We start from the raw sequence: 14,408 nt of genomic DNA, 5'->3' as shown, positions 1-14,408 counted from the left end.
GAAAGGAATAATCTCCTCGCACACAGCGTCCTCGCTGTGTTTTTTCAAAGGAACCTCAACCCGATCGAACCGATCAGGTCGGGGTATCAACATATGGCGTTGACTTTTGGCACGCTGTTGAGTTCTCAAGGAACGGACGCTTCCTTTGTACTCACCGCAGTAATCTCTGCGGCTTTCCTCCGGGCGCTTCCCTTCGGTGTTTCCAACTCTACCAGTGTTTTTCCGTCCCCCTGACCACCGTTCTGCGAGCACGCAGAAAGTGACCCCGAGATAGGATCCGCTGAGTTGGTTGCTGCCGGGCCGGACGCCGGCTGGCGTTGCTCAGCCCCAGGCAGGTCTACGACTGTACATCGGGCCCCGGAGCAGGCGCAAATCGCTGTGGGCCGTCGCTAGGCCGCGAAGCGGAACCTCTCATGCGGAACCGGCACTTCATATGACATACGCTGCTGCACAGTGCGCCGCCCGGGACAGGCAGTGACGGCGCTCATCTCCATCTCCACCTCTGGGAGGCTTCCCATGACCACCGTGACGTCCCCGCTGGCAGGACGCGCCATCGGACTGGCCGCCGTGCCGGATCCGGTCTTCTCCGGGGCCATGGTCGGCCCGGGTACGGCGATCGACCCCGTGCGTGAGCCGTCGGAGGCTGTCTCACCCGTCGACGGAGTCATCGTCTCCCTTCATCCGCACGCCTTCGTCGTCGTCGACGAGCAGGGACACGGTGTGCTCACCCACCTCGGCATCGACACGGTGCAGCTCAACGGCGAGGGCTTCGAGCTGCTCGTGAACAAGGGCGACAACGTGACGCGCGGCCAGAGCGTCGTGCGCTGGAATCCGGCCGAGGTCGAGGCCAGGGGCAAGTCCCCGGTGTGCCCGGTCGTGGCGCTCGAGGCCACGGCGGAGGCCCTCTCCGAGCTGCGTGAGGACGGCGACGCGAAGGCCGGCGACACGCTCTTCGTCTGGAAGTGACGTCAGTGCCGCCGTGACGGCGGCGAGCAGGACAACCAACGCGGCGGCGGGACCCGCCGCTTCTATCGGAGACGGGTGAGATGGAGACAACGCTGCGAGGCGTCGGGGTCAGCCACGGTGTGGCGATCGGCGAGGTTCGGCACATGGGAACGGCGGTGCTCGAACCGCCGGCCAAGCAGATTCCGGCCGAGGACGCGGAGCGTGAACAGGGGCGCGCCCGCAAGGCCGTGGAAGCTGTGGCGGCCGACCTGATGGCGCGCGGCAACCTGGCGGGCGGCGAGGCCCAGGCGGTGCTGGAGGCGCAGGCCATGATGGCCCAGGACCCCGAGCTGATGGCGGACGTGGAGCGGCGTATCGCCGTGGGCAGCACCGCCGAGCGCGCGGTGTACGACGCCTTCGCCGCGTACCGGGCGCTGCTGGCCGGTGCCGGGGAGTACCTCGCCGGGCGGGTGGCCGACCTGGACGACGTGCGGAATCGTATCGTCGCGCGCCTGCTGGGGGTGCCGATGCCGGGTGTCCCGGACAGCGACGAGCCGTACGTCCTCATCGCGCGCGATCTGGCCCCCGCCGACACGGCCCTGCTGGATCCCGCGCTGGTCCTCGGTTTCGTGACCGAGGAAGGCGGTCCGACCAGTCACAGCGCGATCCTCGCGCGGGCCCTCGGGGTGCCGGCGGTCGTGGCGCTGCCCGGTGCCGGGGAGCTGGCCGAGGGCACGGTGATCGCCGTGGACGGCAGCACGGGTGAGATCTTCGTGAACCCGAGCGAGGAGAAGAAGGCGCGGATGGAGGCGGCGGCCGCCGAGCGGCGCGCCGCGCTCGCGGCGTCGACGGGGCCGGGTGCCACGTCGGACGGTCACAAGGTGCCGCTGCTGGCGAACGTGGGCGGGCCCGCGGACGTGGCCGCCGCTGTCGAGGCCGGGGCCGAGGGTGTCGGCCTGTTCCGTACCGAGTTCCTCTTCCTGGACGACAGCAAGCAGGCGCCGTCCGAGGAGAAGCAGGTCGCCGCCTACCGTCAGGTGCTGGAGGCGTTCCCCGAGGGCCGGGTCGTGGTGCGCGTGCTGGACGCCGGTGCCGACAAGCCGCTGGACTTCCTGACGCCGGCCGACGAGCCGAACCCGGCGCTGGGCGTGCGTGGTCTGCGGACGCTGCTGGACCACCCGGAGGTGCTGCGCACGCAGCTGACCGCGCTGGCGAAGGCGGCGGAGGGTCTGCCGGTGTACCTCGAGGTCATGGCACCGATGGTGGCGGACCGTACGGACGCCAAGGCGTTCGCGGACGCCTGCCGCGCGGCCGGGCTGCGGGCGAAGTTCGGCGCGATGGTGGAGATCCCGTCGGCCGCGCTGCGGGCGCGTTCGATCCTTCAGGAGGTCGAGTTCCTGTCGCTCGGCACCAACGACCTGGCGCAGTACACGTTCGCGGCTGACCGTCAGGTGGGCGCGGTGTCGCGGTTGCAGGATCCGTGGCAGCCCGCGCTGCTCGACCTGGTCGCGCTGTCGGCCGAGTCGGCGAAGGCCGAGGGCAAGAGCTGTGGTGTCTGCGGCGAGGCCGCGTCCGACCCGCTGCTGGCGTGTGTGCTGGCCGGTCTGGGTGTCACCTCCCTGTCCATGGGTGCGGCGTCGATCCCGTATGTGCGGGCGACGCTGGCGAAGTACACGCTGGCGCAGTGCGAGCGGGCCGCCGCGGCGGCGCGGGCAGCCGACACCGCCGAGGAGGCGCGGAGCGCGGCTCGGGCGGTGCTGTCCGGCGAGTGAGGCGGTCGGTTAGCTGATCGGGCCGTGGTGAGGGGCGCTCCGCCTTCGGGTGGGGCGCCCCTTCCTGCGTTCAGTCCTCGCCGTGGTGGTGTCCCGGCGCTGCCGGTCCGGTGTCGGCGAGGTCGGGCGGCTCGCAGTAGTCGACGCCGGATTCGGGGCCGATCAGGTCTCCGGTCTCGATGTCGGTGCAGTAGGCGTCGAAGACCTCGCCCGCGGTGAGTGGTTCGAGGCCGTTGCCGCGCAGGCGCCAGCCGTAGATGTGGTCGGGCGTGCCGGGGGCGCTGGTGCGCATGACGATTCCGCCCGGGTGGTGGGTGGCCAGGCCGAGGGCCAGGACCGTGGTGAATTCGAGGGCCTCGGCCTCGTCGAACCGGGTGACGCCGTCGGTGTCGTCGTCGGCGTGCAGGACGGCGAGGAGGGGTTCCGGTGGTCCCGAGACGCTGCACACGAGGTGTCGGTTGCCGTTGCGGGACGTTTCGAGGATGCGGAGGAGCAGTTCCGAGGCGCGGGTGAAGGCAGCCCGGCCGATGTCCTCGCCGCAGGTGGCGCAGGTGCCGAGGCGGGCCAGGAGCGTGCTCGCGTACTCCCAGGTGGCCTGGCGTACGGCCGCGTCGACCAGGTGGGGCAGGAGGTCGGTGAGCGGCTGGCCCTCGTAGGGCACGGACGGGCCGGTGGTGGCGAGTTCGGCGGTGAAGCGGGCGCGGCTGGTGGGTCGGTCGGGGTCGAGGCCGGTCTCCTCGCAGAACTGCTCGTAGTCGGCCGGGTCGAAGAGGGTGACCGTGGTGACGGCGCCCTGGGTGGCGCGGGCCCTGAGGAGGGCCTCGACTTCTCGCAGGTAGGTCTGGTGGTCGTCGAAGGTGAAGGTGCGGTAGCGCCGCATGGCACGGAAGTCGTGCTCGTCGGTCAGCAGGCCGATGGTGCCGGCGATTTCGCGGCGCAGAACGCGTCGCATGGTCCGGCGGTCGGTGTGCGCCATGTTTCCCCCTGTGCGCAGTCGATCAATGCTCACTCACAGTAATCGGCCGCACTGACAACGGCGTCCGGGCCGGGTGGTCCCCGGGCCGGACGCGGCTGCGCGGAGGGGTCGCGGACTTCGCCGGTCGTGTGGCGAAGTCCGTTTATCTGTAAGGCAGTTGAGCGTCAGCGGGGTGGTCAGGAGCGCTTGCGGGCCAGGTCCTCATAGAAGTGCAGGAGGTCGAGGTTGTCGATGGATCCCGGGTTGACCGCCTTCTCCATGGGGGTGCCCTGGAGAAGGCGCTTGACGGGGACCTCGATGCGTTTGCCGGTGAGGGTGTGCGGGACTCCGGGGACCTCGATGACCTCGTCGGGGACGTGGCGGGGTGAGAGCTGTTCGCGGATGGTCTGCTTGATGCGGTTCAGGAGTGCCTCGTCGAGGACGGCGCCTGGGGCGAGGTGCACGAACAGGGGCATCCAGTAGCCGCCGTCGGGCTGCTCGATGCCGATGACGAGGGACTCCTTGATCTCGGGGAGGCGCTCGACGGCTTCGTAAATGTCGGCGGAGCCCATGCGGACGCCCTGGCGGTTGAGCGTGGAGTCGGAGCGTCCGTGGATGACGACGGAGCCGCGGGGGGTGACGGTGATCCAGTCGCCGTGGCGCCAGACACCGGGGTAGGTGTCGAAGTAGCTGTCGTGGTAGCGGCTGCCGTCGGGGTCGTTCCAGAAGTGGATCGGCATGGACGGCATGGGGTTGGTGACGACCAGTTCCCCGACCTCGTCGACGAGCGGCTCGCCGGCGGCGTCCCAGGACTGGAGGTCGGTGCCCAGGCAGGGGGCCTGGAGTTCACCGACGTGCACGGGGAGGGTCGGGACGGCTCCGGCGAAGCAGGAGCAGACGTCCGTGCCGCCGCTGACGGAGGCGATCCACATGTCGTCGCGGACCTCGTCGTGCAGCCAGCGGAAGCCGTCGGGCGGCAGGGGCGAGCCGGTGGTGGCCACGCAGCGCACCTTGCCGAGGTCGTGGTCGCGCGCGGGGTGGACGCCGGCCTTGCGGCAGGCCATGACGTACGCGGCCGAGGTCCCGTAGAGGGTGGCTCCGGTGCGTTCGGCGACGCGCCACTGGGCGCCGGTGTCGGGGTAGCCGGGGCTGCCGTCGTAGAGGACGACCGTGGTGCCGGTGAGCAGGCCGGAGACGAGGAAGTTCCACATCATCCAGCCGGTGGAGGTGTACCAGAAGAAGGTGTCCTCGGGGCCGAGGTCGCAGTGCAGGCCGAGTTGCTTGAGGTGCTCGACCAGGATGCCGCCCTGGGACTGCACGATGGCCTTGGGCAGGCCGGTGGTGCCGGAGGAGTAGAGCACCCACAGGGGGTGGTCGAAGGGCACCTGCTCGTAGACGGGGTCGGCGTCCGCCGACGTCAGTGCCGACCACTCCAGCGCGCCCTCGGGGGCCTCGGTGCCGAGGAGGGGGACGTGGACGACGGCGCGCAGGGTGGGCAGTTCGCGGCGCAGTTCGGCGACGGTGTCGCGGCGGTCGTGTTCCTTGCCGCCGTAGCGGTAGCCGTCGACGGTGAACAGGACGACCGGTTCGACCTGCTGGAAGCGGTCGAGGACGCTGCGGGCGCCGAAGTCGGGTGAGCAGGACGTCCACACGGCGCCGACGGCGGCCGTGGCGAGCAGGGCGACCGCGGCCTGCGGAATGTTCGGGAGGTAGCCGCTGACGCGGTCTCCGGGGCGTACGCCGAGGGCGCGCAGTTCGGCGGCGAGGGAGCCGACCTGGCGGCGCAGTTCCGCCCAGGTGACGGGGCGGGGTTCGTGGGTTTCGTCGACGTACAGGAGGGCCGGTTCGTCCGCGCGGGTGTCGGCGGCGCGCAGGGCGTGCTCGGCGTAGTTCAGGGTGGCGCCGGGGAACCACTGGGCGCCGGGCATCGAGCGGTCGCCGAGCACGCGCGCGTAGGGCGTGGCGAAGCGGACGTCGAACCACTCCGTGACGGCTTTCCAGAAGGTTTCCAGCTCGTCGACGGACCAGCGGTGCAGTGCCGCGTAGCCGCCCTCGGCGGGGGCGCCGTGGTGTTCGGCCGCCCAGCTCTGGAATCTGGTGATCTGTGCCTGGGCGATGCGTTCCGGATCGGGCTGCCAGAGCGGCTGGGGGTTCTCGGTCGACATGGGGCGGCTCCCGGACTGTGCGCGTCGTGTGCGTCCTCCGCGCACGTGCTGGGGTGTGCGCGTGACGCGGCTACACGGACGATGCCATGTGATCGACTTCAACACCAGGGCGCGCCGCACATAGTCCGTGTCGTGAAGATGTGGCCCGGACACGAGTGAACGGAAGTTGAACGACCCGCGGGCGCGGGCCGCGCGGTGGCAGGCTGAGCAGCATGGACGGTCGTGACCTGGTGCGTTCGGTGAAGGCGGTCGGTTCCGCGGGGGTGGCTCAGGGATTGCGTACCGTGCGGGCGGCGTGGCGCAGGAGGCGTGCGGACGCCGCCGGGCTGCCGCCCCGGGGGCCCGAGCGGGCCCGCGTGCCGGGTTCGGTGCGGGCCGTGGAACCGGGGCCGGGCGGTGGTGTGCTGCGGTTCGACCGGTCGGAGCTGCGGATCGTCGTCGCCGGGAACGGGGCCGTGTTCTGGGGGTGGGACGGGGCGGGTCCCGAGCCGTCGTACGCGCTCGCCGGACCGTGTCCGGAGCCGGATCCGCGGGCTCTGCTGGAGCCGGACAAGGACGGCGGCTGGCGGGTGGTGTCGGAGCGGATGACGGTGGTGGTGTCCCGGCACGGGGCGATCGAGGTGCGGACGCCCGGGGGTGTGACGCTGCGCCGTGATCAGCCGCCGCGCTGGTGGGAGCCGGTGGGGGGCGGTCCGGCGCGGTGGATGCAGCGGTCGCGGGTCCCGGCGGACGCGCGGTTCTTCGGGCTGGGGGGCCGCTCGTCGGGGCCGCGGCTGCGGGACGGGACGTACCGGCTGTGGAACACCGACCCTGGTGGGGCCTTCGGTCCCGGGGACGATCCGTTGTACATCACGATGCCGGTGCAGGTGGTCGTGGCGGACGCCGGGACGCATCTCGTCTTCCACGACACGACGTGGGACGGCACGGTGACGATCCGGGAGGGCGAGGAGGGCGCCGGTTCCGGGCACGACCGGATGGGGACGAGCGAGCTGCGCGTGGACGGTGGTCCGCTGCGGTGCTGGGTCATGGTGGGCACTCCCGCGCGCGTGCTGCTCGCCTGGGCCTCTCTCACGGGGGCCGCCGCGGTGCCGCCCGCGTGGGCCCTCGGGTACCAGCACGCGCGGTGGGGCTTCGGCACCGAGCAGGAGGTGCGGCGGGTCGTCGCGGGGTATCAGGAGCGGGGGCTGCCGCTCGACGCCGTGCACCTGGACATCGACCACTACGACGAGCACCAGGTGTTCACCGTCGACGAGGACCGCTTTCCGAAGCTGCAGCAGATGGCGGACGATCTGCGGGCGGACGGGATCCGGCTGGTGTCGATCGTCGACCCGGCGGTGCGGGCCGCGCCCGGCAACGCGGTGTACGACGCCGGGTCGGCCTTGGACGCGTTCGTGCGGGACGCCTCGGGGCGGGTCGTGCGGGGTCTGGTGTGGCCCGGGGAGGCGGTGTTCCCGGACTTCACGCACGCGCGTGTGCGTGAGTGGTGGGGCGCGCTGTACGAGGAGCGGCTCACGCGGGGGTTCGCCGGTTTCTGGCACGACATGAACGAGCCGACGTCGTTCGCCGCGTTCGGGGAGACGACGTTGCCGCGCTCGGCACGGCACAGTCTGGAGGGGCGGGGCGGCGACCATCGCGAGGCGCACAACGTGTACGCGTTGTGCATGGCGAGGGCGGCCCACGAGGCGCTGCGCACCCTGGAGCCGGACCGGCGGCCGTTCGTGTTCTCGCGCTCCGGCTGGGCCGGCATGCAGCGGTACGGCGGGACGTGGTCGGGTGACGTCGCCACGGGCTGGCCGGGGCTGCGGGCGTCGCTGGCTCTCGTGCTGGGGCTGGGGCTGTGCGGGGTGCCGTACTCGGGGCCGGACGTGGGCGGCTTCGACGGGAGTCCGTCGCCCGAGCTGTATCTGCGGTGGTTCCAGCTCGGTGCGCATCTGCCGTTGTTCCGCACGCACTCGAGTCTGTCGGCGGGGCGCCGGGAGCCGTGGGAGTTCGGTGCCGAGGTGCTCGAGCACGCGCGCGTGGCGTTGTCGGAGCGCCGGCGGCTGCTGCCGTACTTCGTGACGCTGGCGCGGTTGGCCCGGCGCACGGGGGCGCCCTATGTGCGGCCGCTGTGGTGGTCGGCGCCGGAGGAGCGTGCCCTGCGCGACTGCGAGGACGCGTTCCTGCTGGGTGACTGTCTGCTGGTGGCGCCGGTGCTCGTGCCGGGCGCCGACCGGCGTGCGGTGCAGTTGCCGCGCGGCCGGTGGTACGACACCGCGACGGAGCGGGCGTACGAGGGGCCGGGGCAGGTGCTGGTGGAGGCGCCGCTGTCCCGTATCCCGGTGTTCGCGCGCGCGGGTGCCGTGATTCCGGTGCGCGGGCCGGAGGGTGAGCTGCAGCTGGAGGTGTGGGCGCCCGCCCCTGGGCGGTTCGGGGGCGGGCTGGTCGTGGCGGACGCGGGGGACGGCTGGGACGAGCCGGAGATCGAGCGGTACGCCGTCCGCCGGGAGGGTCGGACGGTGGTCGTCGAGCGGGAGGGCGAGGTCGGCGTGTGCGAGCCGCCCCACCCGGTCCGCGTGCGCGGCCTCGAGCCGGCCTGACCGCGCTCCGTCGGCTCAGTAACGGCCCTCGAACCAGGCCCGCACGGCCACCGTGTGCAGCGGGAAGGCGAGTTCGTCGGGCCTGCGCAGCAGGTGCCAGCCCTCCGTCTCGTCGGTGGCGGCGGAGGGCGGCAGGCTGTCGACGGGGCGCTCCGGCAGCAGACCGAACAGCAGCAGGTGGCCGTCGGGCGAGCTGATCGCGTCGGCGAGCCGCACGTCGCGTGCCGCCGCGTCGATGCCGGTCTCCTCCTTGAGTTCGCGGACGACCGCGTGCTGCCAGTCCTCCCCGTGGTCGACGTAGCCGCCGGGCAGGGCGGTGCCGCCGAGGGCGGGAGCGACGGTGCGCGTGATGACGACCAGGGCGGTGCCGTCGGTGTCGTACACGGGCTGGAGGGCCACCGCGACGGGCAGCGGGTTGCGATGGGCCACGGTGCCGCATGCGGGGCAGGTGCGGGGCCAGCCGGAGACGCCCTCTCCGTAGGGTGCGCCGCATCCCGAACAGTGGGATCCCGGCGCCGAGTTGGGGGTTGAGGTGTGGGTTTCGGACACGCGGCGGACTGTATCCGATCACCGGGAGGGCGTCTCCGGGGGGCGGCTCAGTGCCTGCCGGTCAGCGACGTGGCGGACACGGGGAAGTCGAAGAACGTGTCCGGGTACGGCTCGGGTTTGAAGGTGAAGTGCCACCACTCCTCGGCCAGGTTCACGTAGCCGAGGTCCTCCAGGGTGCTCTTCAGGAGCAGCCGGTTGGCGCGCTGTTCGCCCTGGACGCGGGGGTCGAGGGTGTGGGAGAGGGTGTCGAAGCAGTCGTAGCCGGTGGCCATGTCGACGGAGTTGTCGGGGAAACGCTCGTCCTGGGGCGCGTAGCAGGGCACGAGGGGCTGACCGGGGTGGTAGGGCCTGGTCGGCTTCGCGGGGAGCCGGACGAGGGTGAGGTCGACGGTCGAGCCGCGGCTGTGGCCGGACTTCTCCGCGATGTAACCGTCGGCGAACAGGCGGGACTTGTCGACGTTCGGGTAGAACTCCGCCTTCATCGCCTGGTCGTCGAGGTCCTTGGCCCAGCGGACGAAGTGGTCCACGGCGCGCTGCGGCCGGTAGCAGTCGTAGACCTTGAGGCTGTAGCCCTGGCGCAGCAGTTTCGTCTGGGCGGCGTGGAGGGCTTCGGCGGCGGGGCGGGTGAGGATGCACATCGGCTGCCGGTAGCCGTCGATGCGCTCGCCGACGAAGTTGTGCGGCGTGAAGTAGCGCATCTCCTGGATGATCGTCCGGTCGACGTCCCGGAGGGCGACGAAGCCCTCGGGCGCCTTGGGTTCGGGTCCCGCGTGGGCGGTGCCGGCCGCCGTCGTCACGGCGAGCAGGGTGATGAGTGCCGTGGCCAGAGCGCGTACGGCTGTCGAGAGTCGTGTCATGTCTCCTGCATCTATCAGGAGTGGGCTCCGCCGGGGAAGCGATCGCATGTGGTCGGGTCCGTCCGCGCGTGACGCTGCGAAGGCCGGGCCAAGGCATTCACACGCTGTGCCACCGCCCCGGAAGGCTGCGTGAACGTCTCATGAACTGGCCCTGGGCGGGCGTCGGCGGCGCCATCATGCTCCCGTGCCCTCCTGGACGGATAGTCTTCGGTTCGCCTTCCAGCCGGTGGTCAATCTGACCACCGGCGGCGTCGCCGGGCTGGAGATACTCGCCCGCCCGGAGACCGGCGACGTCCTCGCCGAGGCGCGTCGCGACCCGGAGCTCGACGGGCGGCTCGCGGTGGCCGCGGTGCGTGCGGCGGTGCGCCACGAGACGCTGCTGCCGCTGCACGTCAACGTGTTCGCGGGCACCCTGGCCGACCTCGGCGGCCTCTCCGCCCTGCACGACGCGGTCCGGGAGGCCGGGCGGTTGCCGTGGGAGGTCACGGTCGACATCTGTCCGCCGTACACGCACGTGCCGCAGCGGGCCCTGCTGGAGGCCGTGCACACCGTCCAGGAGCAGGGCTTCCGGATCTGCGCGGACGGCGTCGGGGACGGTGACGTACCGCTGCGGCTGCTCGCCGACATGGCGCCCGGCCTGGTGAAACTCGACGCGGCGCTGCTGGCGCGGCCGGCCGCCGTGCGCGCGATGCGCACGCTGTGCGACGAGTTGGGGGCGCTGCTGTCCGTCGAGGGCGTGGAGACCGAGCTGCAGTGCGGGGCGGCGCTGGCGGCCGGCGCGCAGCTCGCGCAGGGTGAGCTGTTCGCGCCGCCCGCGCGGCTGCCCGCCGCGGACGTATACGTTCCGCCCCGCTCCCCCGGACTCGTGGCGGTGCCGCGGTCCGGACCGTCGGTGCGCGAGTTCGTGCGGCCCGCGGCGCTGCTGGCCGCCACGGCGTCCGCCGGCCAGGTGCGCGCGCTGCTGACCGGCTCTCCCGAGGTCTCGGGGGTGCTGCTCGTGGACCGGGCCGGGGTGCCGGTGCGCTCGGTGCACCGGTCGCGCTTCCTGCTGTCGATGTCGGCGCGCTACGGGCACGCCCTGTACGCGGACCGGCCCGCGGCCAAGCTGGGGGACGCGCCCCGACGGTCGGCGTCGACGCGACGGCGTGGGAGGTGCTGGACGTGGTGGCGGTCGGCGAGCGTGACCGCACGTCGGACGACGTGGCCGTCGTGGACCGGTACGGGCGCTGTGTGGGCGTCGTGCGGCTCGCGGACCTGGTGCGGGCGCTCGCCGAGAGCCGGGTGGAGGAGGCGGCCGGGCTCAATCCGCTGACCCGGTTGCCGGGTTCCGACGCGATCACCGGTGAGGTGGACCGGCGGATCGCCGCGGGGCGTCCGTTCGCGCTGAGCTGGCTGGACGTCGACCACTTCAAGCAGGTCAACGACGGGGCCGGGTTCGCGGCCGGCGACGAGCTGATCCGCTCGGTGGGGCGGGCGCTGCAGCAGGCCGCGGCGGGCCCCACGCGCGTCGGGCACATCGGCGGGGACGACTTCCTGGTGCTGACGGACCCGGAAGGGCTGGAGCCGCTGGCCTCGTCCGTGCTGGACGTGCCCTGGTCGGCGGGCGGCAGGCCGGTCACGCTGTCGCTGGCGACGGTGCTGTGCGCGCCGGGCGGCGTCTCGGATCACCGGCAGGCCGCGGCCTTCCTGGCACCGCTGAAGAAGGCCGCGAAGGCCCTGCGGGGCGCGAGCTGGGTGCTGGGCCGCGCGGGGTCGCCCGCGTTCGAGATCCGGCGGGGCGTGGAGGGCACGTCGGCGCCCACGGGGTTCGCGGTGGCGGAGCCGGGAGGGGTGTGACGGGGTCTGCGGGGCTCGTGGTGATGGAGCCGGGAGAGGTGTGACACGGCACCCGCGGGGCTCGTGGTGATGGAGCCGGGAAAGGTGTGACAGGGCCTGCCGGACTCGTACGGCGCGCGTGCCCTGCCCACTCTCAACCGGTGCCGTCGGCGACCTTGACGCCCCCTGGGCGCCGGTGAACACTTCCCGTGTCGGTCGACATCGCGCTCCATCTCGGCGCATACCGGTACTGCGCCGCGCGGCCCCGCTGCGCCTCGGGCCACTCCCCCACGGGCGATTCGGCTGCGCCGACACCACCCCTCTCGGACCCCGGTCAGGGACGCTGAACTCCTGCCACCGGGCGAGACCGCCATGGGAAACGCACCATGGGAGAACGAACCCACCCGCACGGAGCGCCGGGGCCGATCGTCCCGGAACCCGGGCCTAGGAGTCGCCATGAGCAACGGAGACATATTCGTCGGCGAGATCATCGGCACGGCGATCCTCATTCTGTTCGGCGCCGGAGTCTGCGCCGCCGTCACCCTGAGATTCTCGAAAGCCCAGGCATCGGGCTGGATCGTGATCGCGTTCGGATGGGGCTTCGCCGTGCTGGCGGGCGCCTACACCGCCGCCCCCCTGTCGGGCGGACACATCAATCCGGCCGTCACCATCGCCATCGCCATCGACACGGGCGAGTGGGGCAAGGTCTGGGTCTACCTGCTGGGCCAGCTCGTCGGCGCCATGCTCGGCGCCGTGTTGTGCTATCTGGTGTACTTCGCGCAGTTCCAGGCCAACGTGCGCGAGACGGGCACCACGGAGGGCACCGTGGACGAGCCGGTTCCGACGCTGGGGATCTTCTCCACCATCCCCGAGATACGGAACCCGGTCGCCAACCTGATGACGGAGATCATCGCGACCATCGGGCTCGTGCTGCCGATCCTCGCGTTCGGCCTCACCAAGGGCCTCGGCGAGTCCGGCATGCTCGTGCTGATCGTCGCGCTCCTCGTCGTCGGCATCGGTCTGTCCCTGGGCGGCCCGACCGGCTACGCCATCAACCCCGCGCGCGACCTCGGCCCGCGGATCGTGCACACCTTCCTGCCGATCCCGAACAAGGGCACCTCGGACTGGGGCTACGCGTGGATCCCGGTCGTCGGCCCGCTGATCGGCGGATCGCTCGCGGCCCTCATCTACAACGCAGCCTTCTGACCTCCGAGCCCAAGGGGTAGCCATGACGGACAACTCCGAGAAGTACGTCGCCGCAATCGACCAGGGCACCACGTCGAGCCGCTGCATCGTCTTCGACCACAGCGGCGCGATCGTCGCCGTCGACCAGCGCGAGCACCGCCAGATCTTCCCCAAGCCCGGCTGGGTGGAGCACGACGCCACCGAGATCTGGTCCAAGGTGCAGGCGGTGGTGGCGGGGGCCGTCGCCAAGGCGGGTCTGCGCGCGGACCAGCTCAGTGCCCTCGGCATCACCAACCAGCGCGAGACGACGGTCCTGTGGGACCGCGCGACGGGCAAGCCCGTGCACAACGCGATCGTCTGGCAGGACACCCGTACCGCCGCCCTGTGCAACCAGTTGGGCGGCTCGGACGGCCAGGACCGGTTCCGCGAGCAGACCGGGCTGCCGCTGGCCAGCTACTTCTCCGGCCCCAAGGCGGCCTGGCTGCTGGACAACGTGCCCGGCCTCAGGGACCGCGCGGAGCGCGGCGAGATCGCCTTCGGCACGATCGACTCCTGGCTGATCTGGAACCTGACCGGCGGCACGGACGGCGGGCGGCACGTCACCGACGTGACGAACGCCGGGCGCACCATGCTGATGAACCTGGAGACCCTCCAGTGGGACCCGTCCATCCTGTCCGCGATGAACGTCCCCGAGTCGATGCTCCCCGAGATCAGGTCGTCCTCGGAGGTCTACGGCAGGGCCGTCGGGCAGCTGTCCGGGGTGCCCGTCGCGTCGGCGCTCGGCGACCAGCAGGCCGCGGTGTTCGGGCAGGCCTGCTACGACGTGGGCAACGCGAAGAACACCTACGGCACCGGCAGCTTCCTGCTGCTCAACACCGGCAACCGGCCCGTGCCGTCGAAGAACGGGCTGCTGACGACGATGGGCTACAAGATCGGCGACGAGGCGCCCGTGTACTGCCTTGAGGGCGCGATCGCGATCACGGGCGCCCTGGTGCAGTGGTTCCGCGACCAGCTCGGCATCATCCGCACCGCCGACGAGATCGAGCCGCTGGCGGCGAGCGTGGAGGACAACGGCGGCGCGTACATCGTGCCCGCGTTCTCCGGTCTGTTCGCGCCGTACTGGCGGTCGGACGCGCGCGGTGTCGTCACCGGGCTCACCCGGTACGTCACCAAGGCGCATCTCGCGCGGGCGGTGCTGGAGGCGACGAGCTGGCAGACCCGTGAGGTCGTGGACGCCATGTACCAGGACTCCGGTGTGGAGATCACGACCCTGAAGGTCGACGGCGGCATGACGAAGAACAACCTGCTCATGCAGCACCAGGCGGACGTGCTGGGCGTGCCGGTGATCCGGCCGAAGGTGTCCGAGACGACCTGCCTGGGCGCCGCCTACGCGGCCGGGCTGGCCACGGGCGTGTGGAACGACCTGGACGAGCTCAAGGCGCACTGGCAGGAGGACGCCGAGTGGCGGCCGGCCATGGAGGAGTCGGTGCGTGACCGCGAGTACCACAACTGGCGGAAGGCGGTGGAGAAGAGCTTCGGCTGGCTGGAGGACGGCGAGTAGCCGGCGGCCGGTACGCACGCGTGCG

10 protein-coding genes and 1 pseudogene are annotated in these 14,408 nt (G+C 71.8%); 7 read left to right on the top strand and 4 right to left on the bottom strand.

What is annotated here, in order from left to right; genetic code table 11:
- The 3 genes from ACZ7D7_RS24615 to ptsP form a co-directional block, all read left to right on the top strand.
- The coding region (locus ACZ7D7_RS24615) for a hypothetical protein (RefSeq protein WP_470826987.1) at window positions 1-234 on the top strand (234 nt) is incomplete at its 5' end.
- A 282-nt stretch (window positions 235-516) separates the two neighbouring features.
- Window positions 517-966 (top strand): PTS sugar transporter subunit IIA, encoded by a 450-nt coding sequence (locus ACZ7D7_RS24610; protein ID WP_470826986.1) that lies wholly within the window; start codon window positions 517-519, stop codon window positions 964-966.
- A gap of 80 nt (window positions 967-1,046) precedes the next feature.
- Window positions 1,047-2,717 (top strand): phosphoenolpyruvate--protein phosphotransferase, encoded by a 1,671-nt coding sequence (ptsP, locus tag ACZ7D7_RS24605; protein WP_470826984.1) that lies wholly within the window; start codon window positions 1,047-1,049, stop codon window positions 2,715-2,717.
- A 70-nt stretch (window positions 2,718-2,787) separates the two neighbouring features.
- Here the strand turns inward: ptsP and ACZ7D7_RS24600 are convergent, their stop codons facing one another.
- The gene (locus tag ACZ7D7_RS24600; RefSeq protein WP_470826983.1) at window positions 2,788-3,693 is read right to left on the bottom strand and encodes a hypothetical protein; all 906 of its coding nucleotides are present in this window, start codon (window positions 3,691-3,693) and stop codon (window positions 2,788-2,790) included.
- A gap of 176 nt (window positions 3,694-3,869) precedes the next feature.
- Window positions 3,870-5,837: an acetoacetate--CoA ligase gene (locus tag ACZ7D7_RS24595; RefSeq protein WP_470826982.1), complete on the bottom strand. Its 1,968-nt coding sequence runs from the start codon at window positions 5,835-5,837 to the stop codon at window positions 3,870-3,872.
- A gap of 212 nt (window positions 5,838-6,049) precedes the next feature.
- On the opposite strand from ACZ7D7_RS24595, the gene ACZ7D7_RS24590 reads away from it, so the two are divergent.
- On the top strand, window positions 6,050-8,416 hold the full coding sequence (locus ACZ7D7_RS24590; RefSeq protein ID WP_470826981.1) for a glycoside hydrolase family 31 protein: 2,367 nt from the start codon (window positions 6,050-6,052) through the stop codon (window positions 8,414-8,416).
- Window positions 8,417-8,431: 15 nt separating this feature from the next.
- On the opposite strand, the gene ACZ7D7_RS24585 is transcribed toward ACZ7D7_RS24590, so the two are convergent.
- Window positions 8,432-8,965, bottom strand: a complete 534-nt coding sequence (locus ACZ7D7_RS24585; RefSeq protein WP_470826980.1) for an NUDIX domain-containing protein — start codon at window positions 8,963-8,965, stop codon at window positions 8,432-8,434.
- Between the two features lie 47 nt (window positions 8,966-9,012).
- A complete protein-coding gene (locus tag ACZ7D7_RS24580) occupies window positions 9,013-9,822 on the bottom strand; it encodes a M15 family metallopeptidase (protein WP_470826979.1) in 810 nt (269 codons plus the stop codon).
- 184 nt (window positions 9,823-10,006) lie between these two features.
- Here ACZ7D7_RS24580 and ACZ7D7_RS24575 point away from each other — a divergent pair.
- From ACZ7D7_RS24575 to glpK, 3 genes and pseudogenes are all read left to right on the top strand, one after another.
- Window positions 10,007-11,658: pseudogene (locus ACZ7D7_RS24575) on the top strand (EAL domain-containing protein).
- Window positions 11,659-12,093: 435 nt separating this feature from the next.
- On the top strand, window positions 12,094-12,843 hold the full coding sequence (locus ACZ7D7_RS24570) for an MIP/aquaporin family protein (RefSeq protein WP_470826978.1): 750 nt from the start codon (window positions 12,094-12,096) through the stop codon (window positions 12,841-12,843).
- Between the two features lie 22 nt (window positions 12,844-12,865).
- On the top strand, window positions 12,866-14,383 hold the full coding sequence (glpK, locus tag ACZ7D7_RS24565; RefSeq protein WP_470826977.1) for a glycerol kinase GlpK: 1,518 nt from the start codon (window positions 12,866-12,868) through the stop codon (window positions 14,381-14,383).
- The last annotated feature ends 25 nt before the right edge of the window (window positions 14,384-14,408 follow it).

This window comes from Streptomyces sp. NPDC037054 (assembly GCF_055606745.1).
This window is presented reverse-complemented; position numbering and strand designations above follow the sequence as displayed.

What these genes read in the sequence shown, in the direction of transcription:
- ACZ7D7_RS24610 (WP_470826986.1), top strand. Translation starts at nt 517, where the DNA reads ATGACCACCGTGACGTCCCCGCTGGCAGGACGCGCCATCGGACTGGCC.
- ptsP (WP_470826984.1), top strand. Translation starts at nt 1,047, where the DNA reads ATGGAGACAACGCTGCGAGGCGTCGGGGTCAGCCACGGTGTGGCGATC.
- ACZ7D7_RS24600 (WP_470826983.1), bottom strand. Translation starts at nt 3,693, where the DNA reads ATGGCGCACACCGACCGCCGGACCATGCGACGCGTTCTGCGCCGCGAA.
- ACZ7D7_RS24595 (WP_470826982.1), bottom strand. Translation starts at nt 5,837, where the DNA reads ATGTCGACCGAGAACCCCCAGCCGCTCTGGCAGCCCGATCCGGAACGC.
- ACZ7D7_RS24590 (WP_470826981.1), top strand. Translation starts at nt 6,050, where the DNA reads ATGGACGGTCGTGACCTGGTGCGTTCGGTGAAGGCGGTCGGTTCCGCG.
- ACZ7D7_RS24580 (WP_470826979.1), bottom strand. Translation starts at nt 9,822, where the DNA reads ATGACACGACTCTCGACAGCCGTACGCGCTCTGGCCACGGCACTCATC.
- ACZ7D7_RS24570 (WP_470826978.1), top strand. Translation starts at nt 12,094, where the DNA reads ATGAGCAACGGAGACATATTCGTCGGCGAGATCATCGGCACGGCGATC.
- glpK (WP_470826977.1), top strand. Translation starts at nt 12,866, where the DNA reads ATGACGGACAACTCCGAGAAGTACGTCGCCGCAATCGACCAGGGCACC.